We start from the raw sequence: 20028 nt of genomic DNA, 5'->3' as shown, positions 1-20028 counted from the left end.
CACCAACTAGCTGATGGGACGCGGGCCCATCCTTAAGCGGTAGCTCCCGCTACCTTCCCTCCTCATAGGATGCCCTACAAGGAGCTTATCCAGTATTAGCACCCCTTTCGAGGTGTTATCCCGGTCTTAAGGGTAGGTTGCCCACGCGTTACTCACCCGTCCGCCGCTATCCGGCACTCAACTCCGTGCTTACCTTACTTTGCATCACTTTTATTACCTTCTTCTTCTACTATACTTCCTTCCCCTTAAGTAAGCACTTAGTTGAGTGCCGGACCGCTCGACTTGCATGTGTTAGGCACGCCGCCAGCGTTCGTCCTGAGCCAGGATCAAACTCTCAGGTCCATTTCCTTACTCTTCTCTACACCTTTTCCGCCTCACTGTCCATTTTTCAAGGTCCCTCTCTGCCTCACCGCAGCTCCTCTATATTATCAAATCTTCAGCTTCCTGTCAAGTCCTTTTGTCGCTTTGATTTTGTCGCTTTAGTAGCGACGAAATATAATATACCATGATTCTTTAATAGACTCAAGTAGTATATAATGCTATTTTATCGTTTTTTATTGAAATATCAGCTCTTTTCTTTTAATATCTTTAAAATACTAAGTAATTCTCTATATTACGATTGTTCTTGTTGTTTTTACATAACAAAAAAAAGAGCCAAAGGCTCTTTTATCTCTTTGAAAATTGGGGAGCTTTTCTTGCTTTTTTGAGTCCGTATTTTCTTCTTTCTTTCATTCTTGGATCTCTTGTCAAGAATCCGGCTTTCTTCAAAATAGGTCTTAATTCACTATCAACTTTTACTAATGCACGAGCAATACCAAGTCTTACTGCTCCCGCTTGACCTGTAAGTCCTCCTCCGGATACTTTTGCGTATACATCGAATTTGTCTATTGTTTCTGTTAAAATTAAAGGTTGTTTAACAGTATACTTTAAAGTATCTAATGTAAAATACTCCTCCAGAGGTCTATTATTAATTATTATATTTCCCTTTCCAGGCATAAGCCTTACTCTCGCTACAGCTTCTTTTCTTCTTCCTGTTCCGTAATATTGTACTGTTGCCATAAGATATCCTCCTTTCATTCTATGTCTAATTTTTCAGGCTTTTGAGCTTGATGCTTATGCTCAGAGCCTCTATATACTTTCAATCTTTTAATCATTCTGCGGCCGAGTCTGTTTTTAGGCAACATGCCTTTTACAGCGTGGTATATTACAAACTCTGGTTTCGTCTGCATTAATTTTTTATACTGAACCTCTTTTAATCCTCCAGGATACCCTGTATAATATTTGTAATACTTATCTTCTAATTTGTTGCCTGTCAACACAATTTTTTCAGCATTCAAAACTATTACAAAATCTCCTGTATCTACATGAGGTGTATAGGTTGGTTTATGCTTACCCATTAGTATTTTAGCAATTTGGCTTGCTAGTCTTCCTAAGACTTTACCTTCAGCATCTATAACAAACCATTTTCTTTTGACCTCTTCAGGTTTAGCCATATATGACTTCATCTTCTATATAACCTCCTTATCCGTGGTAAATTTCCAGCACAGGGCACAATTTCGCATAATATTATTTTAATTCACAGTACTGCAACTGTCAATAGATAATTTTTATTAAATACAATCCTTGTGGCGGGGCAGTTATGCCCGCTTTTGTTCTGTCTTTTGATTTTAAAATATCATAAACTTCGTCTTCTTTTATTTTGCCAAGACCTACATAAGACAGTGTACCTACAATTATTCGCACCATGTTATACAAAAAACCATTGGCTTCTATTTCAATGTTGATAAAATCTTCATTTTTTTCAATAGTTAAATCATACACTGTCCTTATAGTACTTGTTTTACTACTTCCTGAAGCTTTAAAAGCAGAAAAATCGTGAGTCCCAATTAAGTAAGAAGCAGCTTTTTTCATTTCTTCTATATTTAAAGGATAACTTATATGCCAACAATAATTTCTCATTGTGGGCATTTGAAATTTCCTATTAAGAATAATGTATTTGTATCTTTTCCTTTTTGCACTATATCGAGCGTGAAAAGAGTCTTCCACATCCTTTGCTTGGACAACTACTATATCATCGGGTAATACACTGTTTAGAGCATAGGGCAGCTTTTCTGCAGGTATTTTAGTATTAGTTTTAAAGTTAGCTACTTGATATAGAGCATGGACACCTGTATCAGTTCTACTCGCACCTATTAAATTAACTTCTTCCCCTGTTACCTTCTTTATTGCTTTTTGCAATACCTCCTGAACTGTCACTGCATTCTTTTGGTATTGCCAACCGTGATAATTGGTCCCGTCATATTCTACTACAATCATTACGTTTCTCATTTTTACCACGTCCAAACTCTATTCCATACAATTAGCAATACCATTATCAAGGTCACAGCTAAAGCTTGATAATCTCTCGGTTGGATTTTAAGCTGTTTCATTCGCGTTCTATTTTGCCCGCCTCTATAGCACCGAGATTCCATAGCAACTGCTAATTCGTCAGCTCTTCTGAAAGCACTGATAAATAGCGGTACTAAAAGAGGCACTAGTCCTTTTGCCCTTTTTACTATATTGCCACTTTCAAAATCGGCTCCTCTTGCCATTTGAGCTTTCATAATTTTTTCTGCTTCTTCTATTAATGTAGGTATAAATCTTAAAGCAATTGTCATCATCATTGCTAACTCATGAGCCGGTACCCCTATACGGCTAAAGGGTTTTAAAATATGCTCTATTCCATCTGTCAAAGAGATAGGAGAAGTAGTTAAAGTAAGTAGTGAAGTACCGATAATCAAAAATATAAGTCTCAATCCCATAAATACAGCTAATCGCAACCCAGTAGTAGTAATTTTCAATGGTCCTAAGGTATATAATATCGTTCCCCCAGGGGTAAAAAACATGTTTAAACTCACTGTCAGTAAAAGAATTATAATAACTGGTCTTAACCCTTTTAAAATATAGCTAAAAGGTATTTTAGAAATTGTTATTATCAAATAAAGGTAAAAAACCGCAAAAAGGTAACCTGAAAGTTTATTTATCAAGAATGTGGCTACTATAAATATAAAAGTGATAATTATTTTGATTCTCGGATCCAACTTGTGAACTACCGAATCACCAGGGATATATTGCCCAATAGTTATATTTCTAAACATTTTTAGTCCCCCTGAGATAACGAACTATATATTCCTTTGCTTCTTCAATTGTTAATATATCTTCTGGAATTGCTACGCCTTTTTTTTGTAATTCTCTTGCGAGAGAAGTTATTTGTGGTACCCCTAATCCTATCTTTTCCAATTTTTCAGCTTCTCTAAATACCTCTCTTGGAGTTCCAATAACTTCTATTCTTCCTTTGTTCATCACAATTATTTTATCTGCAAATCTAGCTATATCTTCCATGCTATGGGATACCAAAATTGTTATCATCTTATATTTATCATGAATTTCTTTAATTTTGTTTAAAATCTCTTCCTTCCCCTTTGGATCAAGGCCTGCAGTAGGTTCATCTAATATCAAAATTTTAGGCTTCATCGCCAATATTCCTGCTATCGCAATCCTACGTTTTTGGCCACCTGATACTTCAAAAGGAGATTTATCTGCTAATTCTCTACTGATTCCAACAATATCCATTGCTTCATATACTCTTTTTTCAATTTCTTCTTCGCTAAGTCCCAAATTAGTAGGGCCAAAGGCTATATCTTTAAAAATGGTTTCTTCAAAAAGTTGATATTCAGGATATTGAAAAACTAATCCTACTTCTTTTCGTACATCTTTCAAACTGACTTTTTTGTCTGTTATGTCTACTCCATTTATATATATTTTCCCTGAAGTAGGTTTTAAAAGCCCATTTAAATGTTGTATTAACGTAGATTTACCCGACCCTGTGTGCCCGATGATTCCCACGAACTCTTCATCCTGTATTTCAAAAGTAACATTATTTAAAGCAACAGTAGCATATGGCGTCCCTTCATTATACACAAAGCTTAAATTTTCTACTTTTATCGGCATAAAAATTCCACCATTTCTTCTACTGTTAAAATATCTAGAGGGACGTCAAAGCCTTCTCTCTTCAATTGGTGTGCCAACTCTGTAACTTGGGGCACACTAAGGCCAATCTTTTTTAAAAGAGTAACTTCTTTAAATACTTCTTTAGGAGTACCATCTAACACTACTTTTCCATCATCCATTACAATAACTCTATCTGCATCTACTACTTCTTCCATAAAATGTGTTATGAGTATTACAGTAATCCCATCTTCTTTGTTGAGCTTTTTTATGGTAGAAATGACTTCCCTTCTTCCTATTGGGTCAAGCATTGCCGTTGGTTCATCTAAAATTATGCACTCTGGCTTCATTGCAATTATCCCAGCAATGGCAACTCTTTGCTTTTGTCCACCTGAGAGCATGTGAGGAGGATAATCTTTGTATTCCCACATACCTACCGCTTTAAGAGCATATTCAACTCTTTCTCTTATTTCATCAGGTGGAATCCCTAAATTTTCTGGACCAAAAGCTACATCCTCTTCAACTATAGCAGCAACTATTTGATTATCTGGATTTTGAAAAACAAGCCCAGCAGCCTGTCTTATATCCCACAAATGATTTGTATCCTTGGTGTCCATTCCTTTTACATATACTTTTCCTTCTGTCGGCAATAAAAGTGCATTAAAATGTTTAGCAAGTGTTGACTTGCCTGACCCATTATGACCAATTATCCCTATAAACTGTCCTTTTTCAAACTGTAAATTTATATCCTTTAAAACTAGGTGTCGAGTTTGTTCTTCGGCATGATATTCAAAAGATAAATTTTGTGTATTTATTACGTGTTCCATTAAGGACACCTTCTTTTAAGTTAAACTCCTTTATGAAAAATAGGGATTAAGTTGCGGCACCAAACTTAACCCCTTCGATTGCTTACACTAATTCAATAATTACTAATGGTGCGCCATCTCCTCTGCGAGGCCCAAGTTTTAAAATTCTTGTGTAACCACCTTGTCTGTCTTTGTATTTTGGTGCTATTTCGTCAAATAACTTCTTTACTACACTTTCATCTAAGATATAGGCTAAAGCCTGCCTTCTTGCGTGTAAATCGCCTCTTTTACCGAGAGTAATCATTTTTTCAGAAATGCTGCGAACCTCTTTTGCTCGCGCCTCTGTTGTAGTTATTCTGCCATATTTCAAAAAATCTGTGACTAAATTTCTAAGCATAGCCCTCCTCTGGTCAGAAGGACGGCCTAATTTTCTGTAACCCACCTTCAACCCTCCTTTATTCGTCTGCCTTTTTTAAGCTAAGTCCTAATGCTTCGAGTTTTTGTTTAACCTCTTCTAAAGATTTTTTACCCAAATTTCTGACTTTCATCATCTCTTCTTCTGTCTTTTGAGTGAGCTCTTGTACTGTATTTATTCCAGCTCTCTTTAAGCAATTATAGGACCTAACAGATAAGTCTAATTCTTCAATTGTCATATCAAGAGGTTTCTCGACTTTTTTCTCAGGTTTGTCCACAAAAATATCTGAACTTTTGTATTCGCCAGTAAAAGATATAAATTTTTGAAAGTACTTAATCAACATGTCAGAAGCCATACTAATAGCTTCTTTAGGCGTTATAGTTCCATTTGTCCATACTTCCAAAGTAAGTTTATCATAGTCTGTAACATGGCCTACACGAGTATTTTCTACATTGTAGCTTACCCTTTTTACTGGTGTAAAAATAGAATCAACTGGAATAACGCCTATCGGTTGGTTAGGCTCTTTGTTTTTATCTGAAGGCACATAACCCTTTCCTTTGACAAACACAATCTCCATATGGAGTTTACCATCGTCACTTAAAGTAGCTATATGATGGTCAGGGTTTAAAATTTCTATATCGGCACTGCCTTTTATATGACCTGCAGTAACTTCTCCTCTTCCTTCTACATCTATGCGCCCTACCACTGGTTCATCTGAATGCAATTTAACTGCAACTTCTTTAAGGTTAAGTATAATTTCTACTACATCCTCTTTAACTCCTGGTAGGGTTGAAAATTCATGTAATACCCCATCTATCTTCACAGATTTAGGAGCAGCACCAGGAAGAGAGGACAAAAGCACTCTTCTTAAAGAATTTCCAAGAGTTATGCCATATCCTCTTTCTAAAGGCTCTACTACAAACTTTCCATACGTCCCATCTTCCGACTGCTCAATAATCTCTATTTTTGGTTCAATCATTTCAAACACTGTGAACCCTCCTTTTAACTGTTTTATGAGGGTAACCGATTATAATCATTACTTAGAATATAACTCAACAATCAAGTGCTCTTGAATAGGCAGATCTATATGTTCTCTTCTCGGCAATGAAACTACTCTACCTTCAAAAGCATCTTTATTGAGTTCTAACCAGTCAGGTACGTTTCTTGATACTTCTAAATTATTCTTTATTAATTCCATTGAACGGCTTTTTTCCCTCACAGATATTACATCCCCTGGTTTTACTAAGAAAGATGGTATATCAACTTTCTTACCATTTACTTCTATATGACCATGGCTTACCAATTGTCTCGCTTGTGGTCTAGACGCAGCAAAGCCCAATCTAAACACTACATTGTCAAGACGTCTTTCTAAAAGCTGCAATAAGTTTTCACCTGTAATTCCTTTCATTCTTTCTGCTTCTTCATAATATCTGACAAATTGTCTCTCTAAAACGCCATAGTACCTTTTGAGTTTTTGTTTTTCTCGTAGTTGCATGCCGTAGTTAGTGAGTTTTTTCTTTTCTTGTCCATGTTGTCCTGGTGCATATCCTCTTCTTGCAAAAGGACATTTGTCTGTATAACATTTATCTCCTTTTAAATATAATTTCATGCCTTCTCTTCTGCACAATCTGCAAGTTGGTCCTATATATCTTCCCATAATCGCACCTCCTTATACTCTTCTCCTCTTAGGTGGTCTGCAGCCATTGTGGGGAATTGGAGTCACATCTTTTATAAGACTCACTTCAAGGCCAGCAGCCTGTAAAGCTCTTATTGCTGCTTCTCTACCTGCACCAGGTCCTTTAACATATACATCTACAGTTTTCATACCATGCTCCATTGCAGATTTTGCAGCTGATTCTGCCGCCATTTGTGCTGCAAATGGAGTTGATTTTCTTGAGCCTTTAAAGCCTATTGTACCAGCACTTGCCCAAGAAATTGTATTTCCAGCAGGATCCGTTATAGTCACAATAGTATTGTTAAACGTAGAATGAATATGGGCAATTCCTCTTTCTACGTGTTTTTTCTCGCGTTTTCTGCCAGCTCTTTTTACTCTTTTAGCCATTATTTCCCCTCCTTATTATTACTTCTTCTTCTTAGCAACAGTTTTCCTTGGACCTTTTCTCGTTCTAGCATTAGTCCTTGTTCTTTGACCTCTTACGGGTAAACCTCTTTTGTGCCTTATTCCTCTATAGCATCCTATATCCATTAATCTTTTGATATTCATGGCAACTTCTTTTCTTAAGTCGCCTTCAACTTTGTATTCTTTATCAATTATTTCTCTCAATCTAGAAACTTCTTCTTCTGTTAAATCCTTGACTCTTGTGTCTGGATTTACACCTGCTTTAGCAAGTATCTCATTTGAACGAGAACGGCCAATTCCATATATATATGTCAAAGCGATTTCAACTCGTTTATCTCTTGGCAAGTCAACGCCTGCAATTCTCGCCATTTTCACACCTCCTAGCCTTGTTTTTGTTTATGCTTTGGATTTTCACAAATTACCATAACTCTACCTTTTCTTTTTATAACTTTACATTTTTCACAAATAGGTTTTACAGATGGTCTTACCTTCATCTTCAATACCTCCTTATCACTTTCCACGCCATACTATTCTTCCACGACTCAAGTCATAAGGAGACAACTCTACTGTTACTCTGTCTCCTGGAAGTATTCGTATAAAATTCATTCTCAATTTTCCAGATACATGGGCTAATACTTTATGCCCATTATCTAATTGTACTTGAAACATGGCATTTGGTAAAGCCTCTATCACTGTGCCCTCAACTTCAATAACATCTTCTTTTGCCAAGGATATCCATTCCTCCTTATTGACTTAGGATTTATAAGGTTCTAAAAATTTTCTGATTTCTTCATTAGTTATTTTATCGCCCCTTAGTATTTTTTCTTTAATCTGCCAAATCACGTCATTATACCTCTGAAGATGTTTAAACTTTTTTTTCTTAGGTTTTTCTATCTTTCGAAGGTCCCCATCGGCTACAAGAACGTGTTGGTCATCAAACTTTCCTACAACTACAAAAACTCTGCCTTTGTCGCGACCTGCTTTGCTCCGCACTACCTGACCAATTTGCAAGTCTTCCATTAATAAATTCACCTCTTATAAAATGGTCAGTATTTCTGGGTCCCCCTCCGTAATAACAATAGTATTTTCGTAATGGGCAGATAAACTACCATCAACAGTGACTACTGTCCAATTATCTTCTAATGTTCTTACGGCATAATGTCCCGCATTTACCATCGGTTCTATAGCAAGGCACATCCCTCTTTTTAATCTAGGTCCTCTGCCAGGGGGACCGAAATTAGGAATCTGTGGATCCTCATGCATTTTTATACCTATCCCATGTCCCACATATTCTCTTACTACTGAAAAGCCATGACTTTCTACATAAGTTTGTATTGCGTAAGAAATATCCGATAACCTATTCCCTTCTTTTGCATATTTTATACCCTCAAAAAAGCTATTTTTTGTGACCTCAATCAATTTTTGTGCTTCCTCTGATATCTCTCCAACAAGGAAAGTTCTTGCTGCATCTGCATTATACCCTTTATAGGTAGCTCCAAGGTCTATACTTATAATATCGCCTTCTTTAAGTTTTCTTAAACTTGGTATTCCATGAACTACTTCTTCATTTATTGAAGTGCAAATACTAGCAGGAAAACCGTATAAACCTTTGAAAGCAGGTTTACAACCATTTTTTATTATAAACTCTTCTGCAATTCTATCAAGCTCTAATGTCGTAACTCCTGGCTTAATTGCCCTTTCTAAAACCTCAAAGAGATTTGCTATTACCTTGCCAGCTGTTCTCATCAAATCAATTTCATTCTTAGACTTAATATATATCATTTGCCTCTGTCTCCCAAAGCCTTTTTTATATCTTCAAATACTTCTTCTACCGATTTATTTCCATCAATATTCACTAAAGTGTTTTTCTTTGTATAATACTCAATCAAAGGCTTAGTTTGACTTTCATAAACCTCTAATCTTTTTACAACTGATTCTAATTTATCATCTGAACGCTGTATAAGTTGTGCACCACATTTATCACATACATTGTCGACTGCAGGAGGAGAAGTCTTTATGTGATAAGTCGCACCGCAATTAGGACATACTCTTCTGCCAGTAATCCTTTCTATCAAAGCATCTTCCTCAACTTCAATGTTTAGAACGCAATCAAGATAGGTTCCTTTTTGCTGCAAAAATCTATCCAATTCTTCCGCTTGTGTTACATTTCTTGGATATCCGTCTAACAAAAACCCTTTTTGGCAATCATCTTTTTCTAATCTATCTTCCACTATTTTATTCGTAACCTCATCGGGGACCAATAAGCCTTTGTCCATGTATTCTTTTGCTAGTTTCCCTAAGTCAGTATTATCTCTTAAATTTTGTCTAAAAATATCTCCTGTCGAAATATGAGGAATGTCAAACTCCTTAGCAATTTTCACAGCTTGTGTCCCTTTGCCAGCACCTGGGGGTCCTAAAAGTATTACTCTCATAAATCCTCCCCCTTTATTTCAAAAATCCTTGATAGTTCCTCATGATAAGGTGTCCCTCAATTTGTTTCATAGTATCAAGTGCCACACCAACTGCTATTAAAAGTGCTGTACCTCCAAAGTAAAGTTGTAACCCCGTTACATTCATTAAAATTACTGGCATTGTAGCAATAAATGCTAAGAATAATGCTCCTACAAAAGTAACTCTATTCAATACCCTTGTAAGATAGTCTGTAGTTGGTTTCCCTGGCCTTATTCCAGGAATAAATCCACCATATTTTTTTAAATTATCTGAGACATCTACTGGATTGAAGATTACTGCTGTATAGAAATAAGTAAATCCTATTATCAATAATATATCTAAAATATTGTATATTAGCCCACTTGTGCTAAGCCATTTTTGCACAAAGTTGTAAAATGACGACCGTGGGAAAAAGGTTGCTAATTGTTGCGGAAACTGTAATAGTGAAAGAGCGAATATAATAGGAATAACCCCTGCCATGTTTATTCTTATAGGAATGTGAGTACTTTGGCCACCATAAACTTTTCTGCCAACAACCCTTTTGGCATATTGCACCGGAATTCTTCTTTGGCCTTCTGTAGCTAAGATTATTAACACTATCATTATGAGCTCTGCTACTACAAAAGCAATAGCACCAAAAATATTAGCAGTACCTGCTTGAATATATTCACTTGTCAGATATATCATGTTAGGAATCCTAGAAATTATCCCCGCAAAAATTATTAATGAACTTCCGTTGCCTATTCCATTTTCAGTAATTTTTTCACCTAACCACATCAGAAAAGCAGTACCTGCCGTCAAAGTTATAACAATGACCGTCAAGTTAAAAAATGTAGGATTGATAACTGCTCTCTTTAGCCCAATTGTCATTCCTATAGCTTGTATCAAGGCAAGTACAACTGTTAAATATCTGGTATACTGAGCAATTTTCTTTCTTCCCTCTTCCCCTTCTTTTGCCATTTGTTCAAGAGAGGGAATTGCTATTGTCAAAAGTTGCATTATAATTGAAGCGTTAATGTAAGGCACAATGCTCATGGCAAAAATCGTAAATTCTCGAAAAGCACCACCGGATATTATGTCAAAAAATCCGAACAATTGCCCTTGACCAAGTATTTGAGCAATCAGCTTTGGGTCAACTCCTGGCACAGGAATATGGGACCCTAATCTAAAGATTACTAACATCCCCAAAGTATAAAGTATCCTTTTCCTTACATCATCAACATTCCAAGCATTGACAAGGGTTTGAAACACTTTAAATCACCTCTGCCTTTCCCCCAACGGCTTGTATTTTTTCAATAGCACTTTGACTGAATTTATGAGCCCTTACCGTAAACTTTTTATTTAAATCACCATCCCCCAATATCTTAACCCCATCTTTTACATCTTTAATTATACCACTTTCTATTAAAGCTTCTGGAGTAATTACCGCTCCATCCTCAAACCTTTCTTCTAAAGTTCCAACATTTACAATTGCATATTCTTTTTTGAATATATTAGTAAAACCTCTTTTAGGGAGTCTTCTTGTAAGTGGCATTTGGCCTCCTTCAAAACCCGGACGCACTCCACCGCCACTTCTTGCTTTTTGTCCTTTTTGTCCTCTGCCTGAAGTTTTACCATGTCCAGAACCTATTCCTCTTCCTACTCTTTTTCTTTCACGTCTTGCTCCTTCAGCTGGTTTTAAATCGTGCAGTCTCATCTTTGCACCTCCTACATTGCTTTATGTTTATTCAAACAATTGGCTTACAGGAATTCCACGCAATTTTGCCACATCTTCAGCTGTTCTCAGCCTTTTTAATCCTTCGATTGTAGCATAAACCATATTAGTTGCATTGGAAGAACCAAGTGATTTAGTTAAAACGTCTTTTATACCTGCAGATTCCAAAACAGCACGAACTGGTCCCCCTGCAATAACACCAGTACCTTCTCTTGCCGGTTTCAAAAGTACTTTTCCAGCGCCAAATTCCCCTATGACTTCATGAGGAATAGTAGTTCCTACAATTGGAACTTTAATTAAGTGTTTTTTCGCATCCTCTATAGCTTTTCTAATTGCATCTGGGATTTCTGCAGCTTTACCTCTTCCTACTCCTACATAGCCCCTTTCTGCATCCCCAACTACTACTGTGACGCTAAATCTAAAGTTTTTACCACCTTTTACAACTTTTGAAACACGATTTATGCTTACAACCCTTTCTTTTAAATCTAACTTTGTCCAATCAACTCGAGCCATTCATTTCCCTCCTTGTTTAAAAATTTAATCCTGCTTGTCGTGCAGCATCTGCCAATTCCTTTACTACACCATGATAAATATAGCCACCCCTGTCGAATACAACATCTTTTATGCCTTTTTCTAATGCTCTCTTTGCAATCAGCTCTCCTACCAATTTAGCAGACTGCTTATTTGCTCCTTTTGCAATACTTCTAAGCTCAGGATCTAGCGTAGAAGCATGAACAAGAGTATACCCTTTAGTATCGTCTATAATTTGCGCATAAATATGTTTCAAACTTCTAAAAACATTAAGACGTGGTCTTTCTGGTGTTCCAAAAACTTTTTTTCTTACTCTTAAATGACGTCTTTTTCTTAATTCGTTCCTATTTGGCTTTGTAATCATCATCTCACCCCTTACTTCTTACCAGTTTTGCCTTCTTTTAATCTTACAACTTCTCCTGCATATCTTATGCCCTTGCCCTGATAAGCATCAGGTTCACGAACTCTTCTGATGTTTGCAGCAACCTGGCCAACTTTTTCTTTGTCTGCACCTCTTACAATTATCTTGTTATTTCCTTCCAGAATAATTTCAATTCCAGGTTCTTCTTCTATTTCTACCGGATGAGAATACCCCACATTCAATACTAACTTCTTCCCTTGTTTCGCAGCACGATATCCAATTCCTACAATTTCCAAAACTTTTTCAAATCCTTCAGTCACGCCCTTTATCATATTTGCAATTATTGCTCTTGTAGTTCCGTGCATTGCTTTTTCTTCCTTGTCATCACCTTTTCGCGTTACAATCACTTGATTATCTTTTACTTCTATATTTACAATCGACGGAAACTTTTTTTCTAGATTACCTTTGCTTCCTTTTACAGTAACTACATTGTCAGGAGTTACTTTGACCTCTACCCCTTTTGGTATATCTATAGGCAATTTTCCTATTCTAGACACTGACCACACCTCCTTATTGAAATCACCAAATGTAGCAAATAACTTCTCCTCCAACCCCTGCTTTTCTTGCTTCCTTATCTGTCATAATACCTTTTGAAGTTGATATAATTGCTATTCCTAACCCTCCTAATACCCGTGGTAATTCGTCGTGTCTCGCATATACTCTCAAACCTGGTTTGCTTATTCTTTTCAAACCAGATATAACTCTTTCTTTGTTAGGGCCATATTTTAATGTTAGTTTGAGAATGCCACCTTTTCCATCATCTATTTCTTCTACTGATTTTATAAACCCTTCTTTTAGCATAATCATTGCAATAGCCCTTTTCATGTTTGAAGCAGGTATTTCCACTGTTTCATGTCTTGCTATATTCGCATTTCTTATTCGTGTTAACATATCTGCTATAGGATCTGTCATTACCATTGTACTACCTCCCCTCTTTTACCAACTTGCTTTTTTAACACCTGGTATCATCCCTTGATGGGCATACTTTCTAAAGCATATGCGGCACATTCCAAATTTCCTCAAGTACGCATGAGGTCTGCCACAAATTTTGCACCTATTGTATTCTCTCGTCTTGTATTTTTGAGGCTTTTGCTGCTTTACTATCAAAGCCTTCCTTGCCATATAATTTTACCCTCCTTTACTTTGCAAATGGCATGCCTAAAAGTTCTAACAATCCCTTCGCTTCTTCATCAGTTTTAGCAGTTGTAACAATAATTATATCCATTCCTCTTATCTTATCTATCTTATCATAGTCAATTTCAGGAAAAATTAACTGCTCTTTAATTCCTAAGGCATAATTTCCTCTTCCATCGAAAGAATTAGGAGAAACTCCTTTGAAATCTCTCACACGAGGCAAAGCTATATTGAAAAGTTTATCCATAAATTCATACATTCTTTCCCCGCGCAAAGTAACTTTTACTCCAATTGGCATTCCTTGACGAATTTTGAAATTTGCGATTGACCTTTTAGCTCTTGTGATAACTGGTTTTTGACCCGCAATCATTGTCAAATCATTGACTGCTGCTTCCAGCGCTTTAGGATTTTCTTTTGCCTCACCCACACCTATATTTATAACAACTTTTTCAACTTTAGGAACCTGCATTATATTTTTATAGCCAAAACGTTCCATAAGCGCTGGCACAACCTCTTTTTCGTATTTTTCTCTAAGCCTGGACATAATGAGCCTCCTTCCTTTTATAATTATAGCGTTTCATTGCACCTCTTGCAGTAACGTACTTTTTCGCCATTTTCGAGGATTTTAACCCCATAACGAACTCCTCTTCCACAATTTTCACAATAGAGCATAACCTTCGAACTGTAAATTGGCGCCTCTTGGTGAATTATTCCACCTGGTTTTTGCGGACTTGTCGATTTCCTGTGTTTTGTAACAATATTGACACCTTCTACAATTACTTTGCCTTCTTTAGGAAAAGCTTGTAATACTTTACCCTTTTTTCCTTTATCTTTACCTGAAATTACTACAACCATGTCTCCCTTTTTTACGTGTAATTTATTTTGTGCCATTTTCAACCCTCCTTAAAGCACTTCAGGAGCCAAAGATATAATTTTCATAAAATCTTTTTCTCTTAATTCTCTTGCGACTGGTCCAAAAATACGCGTACCTCTTGGCTGTTTATCATCTCGTATAATAACCGCAGCATTATCGTCAAATCTTATATAAGTGCCATCTTTTCGAGCAATCCCCTTCTTAGTCCTTACAATTACCGCCTTAACAACTTCCCCTTTTTTTACAACACCACCGGGTGTTGCACTTTTTACAGAAGCAACTATTACATCTCCTACATTTGAAAACTTTCTATTTGAACCGCCCTCTAAGCGAATACACATAATTTCTTTTGCACCTGTATTATCTGCTACTTTCAATCGAGTTTGAGGTTGAATCATTTGAGTTTACCTCCTTTCAAATTATTCAGCTCTTTTAACTATTTCAACTAATCTCCATCTTTTTTCTTTGCTAAGTGGTCTTGTTTCCATTATCTTTACTATATCTCCAACATTGCATGCATTATTTTCATCGTGAACTTTGAACTTTTTGGTTCTTTTTATTGTCTTTCCATAAAGAGGATGTCTTACTCTGTCTTCTACAGCAACTACAATAGTTTTTTGCATTTTATTGCTTACAACTGTCCCAATTCTAACCTTCCTGTGGCCTCTTTCCAAGTGAATACCCTCCTTCCTTATGCTTTATTTTGTCTAATACCTAATTCCCGCTCTCTCAAAATTGTCTTTATTCTCGCAATTGTCTTTCTAACATCTCTTATCCTCATAGGATTATCTAATTGACCGGTAGCAAGTTGAAACCTCAAATTAAAAAGTTCTGCTTTTAAGTCAGAAAGCTTTTGAAGCAATTCCTCATTGGTAAGCTCTCTTATTTCCCTAGCTTTCATTATCTTCACCACCCAATTCTTCACGTTTTAAAAATTTTGTCTTTATAGGCAGTTTATGCATTGCAAGCCTTAAAGCCTCTTTTGCAACTTCTTCTGATACCCCAGCTATTTCAAAAAGAACTCTACCTGGCTTTACAACTGCTACCCAAAATTCTGGTGACCCCTTCCCTGAACCCATACGAGTTTCGGCAGGTTTTTTAGTAACAGGCTTATCAGGGAAAATTTTTATCCACACTTTCCCGCCTCTTTTTATAAACCTCGTCATTGCAACCCTAGCTGCCTCAATTTGGGTGGCTGTAATCCAACCAGGTTCCAGCGCTTGCAACCCATATTCTCCATAAGTCAGGGTATTACCACGAGTAGCATTCCCTTTTATTCTGCCTCGCTGTTGTTTTCTGTATTTTACTCTTTTTGGCATTAACATGTTTTACTTACCTCCTTCCGCAGTTACCTGCTTTTTAGGCTGTGGCAGTATCTCTCCTTTATTTATCCAAACTTTTACTCCTATTTTCCCATAAGTGGTGTTTGCCTCTGCAAAGCCATAGTCAATATCCGCTCTTAAAGTTTGAAGTGGCACAATCCCTTCATGATACCTTTCAGTACGAGCAATTTCCGCACCAGCAAGTCTGCCTGAACAAGCAATCTTGATACCCTTAGCACCCAATTTCATCGCTCTTGCTATGGCTTGTTTCATAGCCCTTCTATAGGATATCCTTTTTTCAATTTGAGCTGCAATATTCTCAGCTACTAATTGCGCACTAAGTTCGGGAGTTTTGACTTCCACAATATTAAGGATAACTGTCTTATTGGTCATCTTTTCCAATTCTTCTCTTAACTTGTCAATGCCTGTTCCACCTTTGCCAATTACCATTCCCGGTTTTGCAGCATGAATATCTATTTTTATTCTATTGGAAGCTCTCTCAATAACTATTTTAGGAATCCCAGCTGTATACAGCTTTTCTTTTATATAGTTTCTTATTTTAATGTCTTCTATTAAGAGTTTTGAAAAATTTTTGTCATCAGCATACCACTTAGCTAGCCAATCTTGTGTAACTCCAACTCTAAGTCCATATGGATGTACCTTTTGGCCCACGCATATCCCTCCTTTATTCTTTTTCCTTCACGACTATCGTTATATGACTGGTTCTCTTTCTAATAATATCTGCTCTTCCCATCGCTCTTGGGAAAACTCTCTTCATTGTAGGGCCTTCATCTGCCACAGCCTTTGCTACATAAAGATTATCTCTATTCATTCCATGGTTATTTTCAGCATTAGCAATGGCTGATTTAAGTACCTTGGCAACTATACCTGAGGCTCTTTTGGGAGTAAACCTTAAAATAGTTAAGGCTTCATCTACATGCTTGCCACGAATCAGGTTAAGAACTAGTCTTACCTTTCGAGGCGAAATTCTTACATATCTCGCTATTGCCCTTGCCTCCACGTTATCTCCTCCTTTGCCTATTTAACTTTGGAAGTTTTTTCAGTATCAGCATGTCCGTGGAAGGTTCGAGTAGGAGCAAATTCTCCTAACTTGTGCCCAACCATCGCTTCAGTTATATATACAGGTACATGCTTTCTGCCGTCATGAACAGCTATTGTATGTCCAACCATTTCTGGCACAATAGTTGAACTTCTTGACCATGTTTTAATTACTTTTTTCTCATTCTTTTTATTCATTTCAACAATCTTTTTAAGAAGTTTTTGATCAACATAGGGACCTTTTTTTACAGATCTGCTCAAGGCATTGACCTCCTTTCACTAACTATTTTCGTCTTCTTATAATGAATTTATCCGAAGCTTTGCCTTTCTTACGTGTCTTATAACCCAATGCAGGCTTGCCCCATGGTGTAAGTGGCCCTGGATGTCCGATAGGCGCTTTACCCTCACCACCACCATGTGGATGGTCAACCGGATTCATAGCTGAACCTCTAACAGTCGGTCTTATTCCAAGCCATCTTGACCTTCCTGCTTTACCTATCTTTACATTTTCATGGTCTAAATTTGATACTTGTCCAATGGTTGCACGACAGTCAGCCTTTATCAATCTAATTTCTCCTGAAGGCATTCTAACTTGAACATAATCCCCTTCTTTAGCCATAAGCTGCGCCGCTGTACCTGCCGCTCTCACTAATTGTCCACCTTTCCCTGGTATAAGCTCAATGTTATGGATTATTGTACCTACTGGAATATTTCTCAAAGGTAAAGCATTCCCTACTTTAATGTCTACATTTTCCCCAGATTCTATTATATCCCCTACTTTTAGTCCATAAGGAGCAATGATATATCTTTTTTCTCCATCTAAATAATGTATAAGTGCAATATAAGCTGTTCTATTTGGATCGTACTCAATAGCAGCTACTTTTCCTGGTATTCCGTCCTTATCTCTTTTAAAATCTATAATCCTATATTTTCTCTTATGTCCGCCACCGCGATGTCTGACAGTAATTCTTCCATATACATTTCTTCCACCTGTTTTAGTTAAAGTAACAACTAAGGATTTCTCTGGTTTATCCTTAGTAACTTCCTCAAAAGTCAATACTGTCATTTGACGTCTGCCGGGAGATGTCGGCTTAAAAGATTTTATTCCCATTTCTTTCCCTCCTTAACCTAAAATTATGCCTGCAATCCTTCGAAGAATTCGATACCTTTGCTGTCTGGAGTAAGTTTAACTATTGCTTTTTTGTAAGCTTCTGTCCTTCCTTCATATTTTCCCATTCTCTTTGGCTTTCCCTTATAATTCATTGTATACACTTTATCAACTTTGACACCAAATATATCTTCTACAGCTTTCTTTATTTGAATTTTATTTGCTCTTTTATCCACAATAAAAGTATATTTTCTCTCACTCATGAGGTTCATGCTTTTTTCAGTTATTACTGGGCGTATTATAATGTCGCGTGCCTCCATTAGGCGTACACCTCCTCGACTATGCCCACGGCATCCTTTGTTATGATAAACTTGTCGTATTTTAAAATGTCATAGGTATTCAAATAATTAGCATATAAAGTTTTTACCCCTGGTATATTTCTTGCAGAAAGTTCTACGTTCTTTTCCCCTTCAGGTACTACTATTAACGCACTATCAACATTAAAATTCTTAAGAAGCTCAACAACTCTTTTAGTTTTTGGCTGATCTAATTTGAATTCATCTAATACAATTATCTCGTTATCTCTAACTTTAGATGAAAGAGCAGATTTTAAAGCTAATCTTTTTACTTTTTTAGGCAATTTATAGCTGTAATCTCTTGGTTTTGGCCCAAAGACAATGCCTCCTTTAATCCATTGAGGAGCTCTTATGCTTCCTTGACGTGCTCTTCCTGTTCCCTTTTGTCTCCAAGGCTTTCTTCCGCCGCCACGAACTTCACCGCGGGTCTTTGTCGAATGGGTACCTTGCCTTTGATTTGCCAAATAATTTAACACAGCTTCATGCATAACAGGAACATTTACCGGTACGCCAAAAACTGAATCCTTTAGCTCTATTTCTCCTACCTGTTCCCCTTTTACGTTGTAAACCGCTACCTTAGGCATCTTTCTTCCTCCTTTCATCACTTGCTCTTTACAGAATCTTTTATAATGAGCAAGGAACCTTTAGGTCCTGGCACTGATCCTTTTACTAACAATAAATTTAATTCAGGGTCAACTTTTACAACTTCGAGATTTTGTATAGTCACTCTTTCATGTCCCATATGCCCAGGCATAATTTTCCCTTTAAAAGTTCTTCCTGGGTCTGTGGTAGCACCCATCGAACCCACTCTTCTATGATATTTGGAACCGTGAGACATAGGTCCTCTATTAGCCCCATATCTTTTTACAACACCTGCAAAGCCTTTACCTTTCGAAATACCTGTTACATCTACTTTATCTCCTGGTTTAAAAATATCTACCTTTATTTCGCTCCCTACTCCATATCCACTTATGTCATCTAGCCTAAACTCCCTTAAATACCTTTTAAAAGGCACTCCTGCTTTTTTAAAATGCCCTATTAAAGGTTTTGTAAGTCTTTTCTCTTTAACATCTCCAAAACCCACTTGAATAGCATTGTATCCATCAGCCTCAACGGTTTTTTTCTGAACAACAACACAAGGACCAGCTTCAATCACTGTTACTGGAATGACTTCACCCTTTTCATTAAATATTTGTGTCATCCCATGCTTTCTACCTAAAATACCTTTTTTCATTATTTTATCCACCTCCTGAAATCAGCGGACGCTTTTGCGTCTTAATTTCTTTTTTATTTTCTTGCTTTTTCACTTGCTGCCTTTTACAGTTTTATTTCAATATCTACACCAGATGGTAAATCTAATCTCATAAGAGCATCTACTGTCTTAGGTGTTGGGTTCAAAATATCAATTAATCTCTTATGAGTTCTTATCTCAAATTGCTCTCTTGAATCTTTATATTTGTGAGGAGCTCTCAAAATGGTTATTATATCTTTTTCTGTTGGCAATGGAATAGGCCCAGAAACCTCAGCACCTGTCCTCTTTGCAGTCTCCACTATCTTTTGAGCCGATTGATCTAAAATAGCATGGTCAAAAGCCTTTAAACGTATGCGAATTTTTTGCTTGGGCATTTTACTTTCCCTCCTTCTATCAATCCTCAACACTTTTCTATATCCACATATCCAGGCGTTTTATTGTCAAAAAAAAATCTTACCTACAAACCAGCTTTAATATTTTATCTCAAGTTCTAAATCATTGCAAGACTTGACATATCA

Annotated in this window: 37 protein-coding genes and 1 rRNA gene; all 38 read right to left on the bottom strand. The window is 36.7% G+C overall.

The window, feature by feature from the left end; translation table 11 throughout:
- Window positions 1–342, bottom strand: a 16S ribosomal RNA gene (locus M663_RS0103635); the annotation flags it as partial.
- 324 nt (window positions 343–666) lie between these two features.
- Complete coding sequence (rpsI, locus tag M663_RS0103630) at window positions 667–1059, bottom strand: 30S ribosomal protein S9 (RefSeq protein WP_003868594.1); 393 nt, start codon at window positions 1057–1059, stop codon at window positions 667–669.
- A gap of 14 nt (window positions 1060–1073) precedes the next feature.
- The gene (rplM, locus tag M663_RS0103625; RefSeq protein ID WP_003868593.1) at window positions 1074–1505 is read right to left on the bottom strand and encodes a 50S ribosomal protein L13; all 432 of its coding nucleotides are present in this window, start codon (window positions 1503–1505) and stop codon (window positions 1074–1076) included.
- Window positions 1506–1593: 88 nt separating this feature from the next.
- Window positions 1594–2328 carry a tRNA pseudouridine(38-40) synthase TruA gene (truA, locus tag M663_RS0103620; protein ID WP_003868592.1) on the bottom strand — a complete coding sequence of 245 codons (735 nt, stop codon included), beginning with the start codon at window positions 2326–2328 and terminating at the stop codon, window positions 1594–1596.
- A 2-nt stretch (window positions 2329–2330) separates the two neighbouring features.
- The gene (locus M663_RS0103615; RefSeq protein WP_003868591.1) at window positions 2331–3137 is read right to left on the bottom strand and encodes an energy-coupling factor transporter transmembrane component T; all 807 of its coding nucleotides are present in this window, start codon (window positions 3135–3137) and stop codon (window positions 2331–2333) included.
- Window positions 3130–3990, bottom strand: coding sequence for an energy-coupling factor transporter ATPase (locus M663_RS0103610; protein ID WP_003868590.1), 861 nt, complete (start codon window positions 3988–3990; stop codon window positions 3130–3132). Before M663_RS0103610 ends, M663_RS0103615 begins: the two co-directional genes overlap by 8 nt.
- The gene (locus tag M663_RS0103605) at window positions 3981–4814 is read right to left on the bottom strand and encodes an energy-coupling factor transporter ATPase (RefSeq protein WP_003868589.1); all 834 of its coding nucleotides are present in this window, start codon (window positions 4812–4814) and stop codon (window positions 3981–3983) included. The genes M663_RS0103610 and M663_RS0103605 overlap by 10 nt, the downstream gene beginning before the upstream one ends.
- An 82-nt stretch (window positions 4815–4896) precedes the next feature.
- Window positions 4897–5235 (bottom strand): 50S ribosomal protein L17, encoded by a 339-nt coding sequence (gene rplQ, locus M663_RS0103600; RefSeq protein WP_003868588.1) that lies wholly within the window; start codon window positions 5233–5235, stop codon window positions 4897–4899.
- Between the two features lie 13 nt (window positions 5236–5248).
- Window positions 5249–6196 carry a DNA-directed RNA polymerase subunit alpha gene (locus tag M663_RS0103595; RefSeq protein WP_029687950.1) on the bottom strand — a complete coding sequence of 316 codons (948 nt, stop codon included), beginning with the start codon at window positions 6194–6196 and terminating at the stop codon, window positions 5249–5251.
- Between the two features lie 48 nt (window positions 6197–6244).
- Window positions 6245–6865 carry a 30S ribosomal protein S4 gene (rpsD, locus tag M663_RS0103590; protein ID WP_029687949.1) on the bottom strand — a complete coding sequence of 207 codons (621 nt, stop codon included), beginning with the start codon at window positions 6863–6865 and terminating at the stop codon, window positions 6245–6247.
- 12 nt (window positions 6866–6877) lie between these two features.
- A complete protein-coding gene (rpsK, locus tag M663_RS0103585; RefSeq protein ID WP_003868585.1) occupies window positions 6878–7270 on the bottom strand; it encodes a 30S ribosomal protein S11 in 393 nt (130 codons plus the stop codon).
- An 18-nt stretch (window positions 7271–7288) separates the two neighbouring features.
- Complete coding sequence (rpsM, locus tag M663_RS0103580; protein WP_003868584.1) at window positions 7289–7657, bottom strand: 30S ribosomal protein S13; 369 nt, start codon at window positions 7655–7657, stop codon at window positions 7289–7291.
- 11 nt (window positions 7658–7668) lie between these two features.
- Window positions 7669–7782 (bottom strand): 50S ribosomal protein L36, encoded by a 114-nt coding sequence (gene rpmJ, locus M663_RS0103575; protein ID WP_003373491.1) that lies wholly within the window; start codon window positions 7780–7782, stop codon window positions 7669–7671.
- A gap of 16 nt (window positions 7783–7798) precedes the next feature.
- Complete coding sequence (infA, locus tag M663_RS0103570; protein WP_003868583.1) at window positions 7799–8017, bottom strand: translation initiation factor IF-1; 219 nt, start codon at window positions 8015–8017, stop codon at window positions 7799–7801.
- 24 nt (window positions 8018–8041) lie between these two features.
- Window positions 8042–8308, bottom strand: coding sequence for a KOW domain-containing RNA-binding protein (locus tag M663_RS0103565; RefSeq protein WP_012268995.1), 267 nt, complete (start codon window positions 8306–8308; stop codon window positions 8042–8044).
- 15 nt (window positions 8309–8323) lie between these two features.
- The gene (gene map / locus M663_RS0103560; RefSeq protein WP_003868581.1) at window positions 8324–9070 is read right to left on the bottom strand and encodes a type I methionyl aminopeptidase; all 747 of its coding nucleotides are present in this window, start codon (window positions 9068–9070) and stop codon (window positions 8324–8326) included.
- Window positions 9067–9720: an adenylate kinase gene (locus M663_RS0103555; RefSeq protein ID WP_029687948.1), complete on the bottom strand. Its 654-nt coding sequence runs from the start codon at window positions 9718–9720 to the stop codon at window positions 9067–9069. The genes map and M663_RS0103555 overlap by 4 nt, the downstream gene beginning before the upstream one ends.
- A 13-nt stretch (window positions 9721–9733) precedes the next feature.
- Complete coding sequence (gene secY, locus M663_RS0103550; RefSeq protein ID WP_029687947.1) at window positions 9734–10990, bottom strand: preprotein translocase subunit SecY; 1257 nt, start codon at window positions 10988–10990, stop codon at window positions 9734–9736.
- Window position 10991: 1 nt separating this feature from the next.
- The gene (gene rplO / locus M663_RS0103545; protein WP_003868578.1) at window positions 10992–11435 is read right to left on the bottom strand and encodes a 50S ribosomal protein L15; all 444 of its coding nucleotides are present in this window, start codon (window positions 11433–11435) and stop codon (window positions 10992–10994) included.
- A 27-nt stretch (window positions 11436–11462) separates the two neighbouring features.
- Window positions 11463–11966, bottom strand: coding sequence for a 30S ribosomal protein S5 (rpsE, locus tag M663_RS0103540; RefSeq protein WP_003868577.1), 504 nt, complete (start codon window positions 11964–11966; stop codon window positions 11463–11465).
- Window positions 11967–11982: 16 nt separating this feature from the next.
- Window positions 11983–12348 carry a 50S ribosomal protein L18 gene (rplR, locus tag M663_RS0103535; RefSeq protein WP_029687946.1) on the bottom strand — a complete coding sequence of 122 codons (366 nt, stop codon included), beginning with the start codon at window positions 12346–12348 and terminating at the stop codon, window positions 11983–11985.
- A gap of 11 nt (window positions 12349–12359) precedes the next feature.
- Complete coding sequence (gene rplF / locus M663_RS0103530) at window positions 12360–12902, bottom strand: 50S ribosomal protein L6 (RefSeq protein WP_029687944.1); 543 nt, start codon at window positions 12900–12902, stop codon at window positions 12360–12362.
- Window positions 12903–12924: 22 nt separating this feature from the next.
- A complete protein-coding gene (rpsH, locus tag M663_RS0103525) occupies window positions 12925–13323 on the bottom strand; it encodes a 30S ribosomal protein S8 (protein ID WP_003868574.1) in 399 nt (132 codons plus the stop codon).
- An 18-nt stretch (window positions 13324–13341) separates the two neighbouring features.
- Window positions 13342–13527, bottom strand: coding sequence for a type Z 30S ribosomal protein S14 (locus M663_RS0103520; RefSeq protein WP_003868573.1), 186 nt, complete (start codon window positions 13525–13527; stop codon window positions 13342–13344).
- Window positions 13528–13543: 16 nt separating this feature from the next.
- Window positions 13544–14083 (bottom strand): 50S ribosomal protein L5, encoded by a 540-nt coding sequence (rplE, locus tag M663_RS0103515; protein ID WP_029687943.1) that lies wholly within the window; start codon window positions 14081–14083, stop codon window positions 13544–13546.
- Between the two features lie 23 nt (window positions 14084–14106).
- Window positions 14107–14430, bottom strand: a complete 324-nt coding sequence (rplX, locus tag M663_RS0103510; RefSeq protein WP_029687942.1) for a 50S ribosomal protein L24 — start codon at window positions 14428–14430, stop codon at window positions 14107–14109.
- A gap of 12 nt (window positions 14431–14442) precedes the next feature.
- On the bottom strand, window positions 14443–14811 hold the full coding sequence (gene rplN / locus M663_RS0103505) for a 50S ribosomal protein L14 (protein ID WP_003868570.1): 369 nt from the start codon (window positions 14809–14811) through the stop codon (window positions 14443–14445).
- A 21-nt stretch (window positions 14812–14832) separates the two neighbouring features.
- Window positions 14833–15087, bottom strand: a complete 255-nt coding sequence (gene rpsQ / locus M663_RS0103500) for a 30S ribosomal protein S17 (protein WP_029687941.1) — start codon at window positions 15085–15087, stop codon at window positions 14833–14835.
- 17 nt (window positions 15088–15104) lie between these two features.
- Window positions 15105–15314, bottom strand: coding sequence for a 50S ribosomal protein L29 (rpmC, locus tag M663_RS0103495; RefSeq protein ID WP_003868568.1), 210 nt, complete (start codon window positions 15312–15314; stop codon window positions 15105–15107).
- Window positions 15304–15738, bottom strand: coding sequence for a 50S ribosomal protein L16 (gene rplP / locus M663_RS0103490; RefSeq protein WP_003868567.1), 435 nt, complete (start codon window positions 15736–15738; stop codon window positions 15304–15306). The genes rpmC and rplP overlap by 11 nt, the downstream gene beginning before the upstream one ends.
- A gap of 3 nt (window positions 15739–15741) precedes the next feature.
- Window positions 15742–16407, bottom strand: a complete 666-nt coding sequence (gene rpsC / locus M663_RS0103485; RefSeq protein WP_029687940.1) for a 30S ribosomal protein S3 — start codon at window positions 16405–16407, stop codon at window positions 15742–15744.
- A 13-nt stretch (window positions 16408–16420) separates the two neighbouring features.
- Entirely contained in the window at window positions 16421–16756 is a 336-nt protein-coding gene (gene rplV, locus M663_RS0103480; protein ID WP_029687939.1) for a 50S ribosomal protein L22, read from the bottom strand.
- A 17-nt stretch (window positions 16757–16773) separates the two neighbouring features.
- Window positions 16774–17055 (bottom strand): 30S ribosomal protein S19, encoded by a 282-nt coding sequence (gene rpsS / locus M663_RS0103475; RefSeq protein ID WP_029687938.1) that lies wholly within the window; start codon window positions 17053–17055, stop codon window positions 16774–16776.
- A gap of 22 nt (window positions 17056–17077) precedes the next feature.
- Window positions 17078–17905, bottom strand: coding sequence for a 50S ribosomal protein L2 (gene rplB / locus M663_RS0103470; protein ID WP_003868563.1), 828 nt, complete (start codon window positions 17903–17905; stop codon window positions 17078–17080).
- 23 nt (window positions 17906–17928) lie between these two features.
- Window positions 17929–18222, bottom strand: coding sequence for a 50S ribosomal protein L23 (gene rplW, locus M663_RS0103465; RefSeq protein WP_003868562.1), 294 nt, complete (start codon window positions 18220–18222; stop codon window positions 17929–17931).
- Entirely contained in the window at window positions 18222–18842 is a 621-nt protein-coding gene (gene rplD, locus M663_RS0103460) for a 50S ribosomal protein L4 (RefSeq protein WP_029687937.1), read from the bottom strand. The genes rplW and rplD overlap by 1 nt, the downstream gene beginning before the upstream one ends.
- Window positions 18843–18859: 17 nt before the next feature.
- Window positions 18860–19492 carry a 50S ribosomal protein L3 gene (rplC, locus tag M663_RS0103455; protein WP_029687936.1) on the bottom strand — a complete coding sequence of 211 codons (633 nt, stop codon included), beginning with the start codon at window positions 19490–19492 and terminating at the stop codon, window positions 18860–18862.
- An 83-nt stretch (window positions 19493–19575) separates the two neighbouring features.
- Window positions 19576–19884 carry a 30S ribosomal protein S10 gene (gene rpsJ / locus M663_RS0103450; protein WP_003868559.1) on the bottom strand — a complete coding sequence of 103 codons (309 nt, stop codon included), beginning with the start codon at window positions 19882–19884 and terminating at the stop codon, window positions 19576–19578.
- Between the last annotated feature and the right edge of the window lie 144 nt (window positions 19885–20028).

This window comes from Thermoanaerobacter sp. A7A (assembly GCF_000445185.1).
Classification (GTDB): domain Bacteria; phylum Bacillota; class Thermoanaerobacteria; order Thermoanaerobacterales; family Thermoanaerobacteraceae; genus Thermoanaerobacter.
This window is presented reverse-complemented; position numbering and strand designations above follow the sequence as displayed.

Bases quoted from the DNA above. Each gene is read 5' to 3' on its own strand.
- rpsI (WP_003868594.1), bottom strand. From the start codon at position 1,059: ATGGCAACAGTACAATATTACGGAACAGGAAGAAGAAAAGAAGCTGTA.
- rplM (WP_003868593.1), bottom strand. From the start codon at position 1,505: ATGAAGTCATATATGGCTAAACCTGAAGAGGTCAAAAGAAAATGGTTT.
- truA (WP_003868592.1), bottom strand. From the start codon at position 2,328: ATGAGAAACGTAATGATTGTAGTAGAATATGACGGGACCAATTATCAC.
- M663_RS0103615 (WP_003868591.1), bottom strand. From the start codon at position 3,137: ATGTTTAGAAATATAACTATTGGGCAATATATCCCTGGTGATTCGGTA.
- M663_RS0103610 (WP_003868590.1), bottom strand. From the start codon at position 3,990: ATGCCGATAAAAGTAGAAAATTTAAGCTTTGTGTATAATGAAGGGACG.
- M663_RS0103605 (WP_003868589.1), bottom strand. From the start codon at position 4,814: ATGGAACACGTAATAAATACACAAAATTTATCTTTTGAATATCATGCC.
- rpsD (WP_029687949.1), bottom strand. From the start codon at position 6,865: ATGGGAAGATATATAGGACCAACTTGCAGATTGTGCAGAAGAGAAGGC.
- rpsK (WP_003868585.1), bottom strand. From the start codon at position 7,270: ATGGCTAAAAGAGTAAAAAGAGCTGGCAGAAAACGCGAGAAAAAACAC.
- rpsM (WP_003868584.1), bottom strand. From the start codon at position 7,657: ATGGCGAGAATTGCAGGCGTTGACTTGCCAAGAGATAAACGAGTTGAA.
- rpmJ (WP_003373491.1), bottom strand. From the start codon at position 7,782: ATGAAGGTAAGACCATCTGTAAAACCTATTTGTGAAAAATGTAAAGTT.
- M663_RS0103565 (WP_012268995.1), bottom strand. From the start codon at position 8,308: ATGGAAGACTTGCAAATTGGTCAGGTAGTGCGGAGCAAAGCAGGTCGC.
- map (WP_003868581.1), bottom strand. From the start codon at position 9,070: ATGATATATATTAAGTCTAAGAATGAAATTGATTTGATGAGAACAGCT.
- M663_RS0103555 (WP_029687948.1), bottom strand. From the start codon at position 9,720: ATGAGAGTAATACTTTTAGGACCCCCAGGTGCTGGCAAAGGGACACAA.
- rplO (WP_003868578.1), bottom strand. From the start codon at position 11,435: ATGAGACTGCACGATTTAAAACCAGCTGAAGGAGCAAGACGTGAAAGA.
- rpsE (WP_003868577.1), bottom strand. From the start codon at position 11,966: ATGGCTCGAGTTGATTGGACAAAGTTAGATTTAAAAGAAAGGGTTGTA.
- rplR (WP_029687946.1), bottom strand. From the start codon at position 12,348: ATGATTACAAAGCCAAATAGGAACGAATTAAGAAAAAGACGTCATTTA.
- rpsH (WP_003868574.1), bottom strand. From the start codon at position 13,323: ATGGTAATGACAGATCCTATAGCAGATATGTTAACACGAATAAGAAAT.
- M663_RS0103520 (WP_003868573.1), bottom strand. From the start codon at position 13,527: ATGGCAAGGAAGGCTTTGATAGTAAAGCAGCAAAAGCCTCAAAAATAC.
- rplE (WP_029687943.1), bottom strand. From the start codon at position 14,083: ATGTCCAGGCTTAGAGAAAAATACGAAAAAGAGGTTGTGCCAGCGCTT.
- rplX (WP_029687942.1), bottom strand. From the start codon at position 14,430: ATGGCACAAAATAAATTACACGTAAAAAAGGGAGACATGGTTGTAGTA.
- rplN (WP_003868570.1), bottom strand. From the start codon at position 14,811: ATGATTCAACCTCAAACTCGATTGAAAGTAGCAGATAATACAGGTGCA.
- rpmC (WP_003868568.1), bottom strand. From the start codon at position 15,314: ATGAAAGCTAGGGAAATAAGAGAGCTTACCAATGAGGAATTGCTTCAA.
- rplP (WP_003868567.1), bottom strand. From the start codon at position 15,738: ATGTTAATGCCAAAAAGAGTAAAATACAGAAAACAACAGCGAGGCAGA.
- rplB (WP_003868563.1), bottom strand. From the start codon at position 17,905: ATGGGAATAAAATCTTTTAAGCCGACATCTCCCGGCAGACGTCAAATG.
- rplW (WP_003868562.1), bottom strand. From the start codon at position 18,222: ATGGAGGCACGCGACATTATAATACGCCCAGTAATAACTGAAAAAAGC.
- rplD (WP_029687937.1), bottom strand. From the start codon at position 18,842: ATGCCTAAGGTAGCGGTTTACAACGTAAAAGGGGAACAGGTAGGAGAA.
- rplC (WP_029687936.1), bottom strand. From the start codon at position 19,492: ATGAAAAAAGGTATTTTAGGTAGAAAGCATGGGATGACACAAATATTT.
- rpsJ (WP_003868559.1), bottom strand. From the start codon at position 19,884: ATGCCCAAGCAAAAAATTCGCATACGTTTAAAGGCTTTTGACCATGCT.